The sequence below is a fragment of the Pseudomonas yangonensis genome, from assembly GCF_009932725.1.
In the GTDB taxonomy this organism is placed as follows: Bacteria; Pseudomonadota; Gammaproteobacteria; order Pseudomonadales; family Pseudomonadaceae; genus Aquipseudomonas; species Aquipseudomonas yangonensis.
In genome coordinates, this window is record NZ_BLJU01000108.1 from 1 (window position 1) to 344 (window position 344).

At 54.9% G+C, this 344-nt stretch carries 1 pseudogene; it reads right to left on the bottom strand.

The annotated features are described in order from the left end of the window. Positions 1-317: pseudogene (locus GYB81_RS25395) on the bottom strand (LLM class flavin-dependent oxidoreductase); the annotation flags it as partial. Positions 318-344 lie beyond the last annotated feature (27 nt).

A 344-nucleotide genomic window follows, 5' to 3' on the forward strand; every position in this document is an offset into this window, starting at 1 on the left:
TTGTAGTGTTCCCATTTGGCGCGAGCGGCATCGTCGGTTTCATCGGCAATCACCATAAACAATACATAAGAGCCAACGTCGCGCCCGGTTTGCTCTGCGGCCTGTTTCATCCGCGCAGCGGTCGGGGCGAAAGCCGTGGGTGTATTTACGCCTTTGCCGAAACAGAAGTTGAAATCGGCATACTGGGCGGAGAACGCCATGCCAGCGTCGCTTTGCCCGGCGCAGATCACTTTCATGGGTACACTCGGTTGCGGACTGACGCGACAATCATTCATGGTGAAAAAATCGCCTTTAAAATCGCTTTTCCCCGAGCCCCACGAGACGCTACGCTATCTCGTATTCCG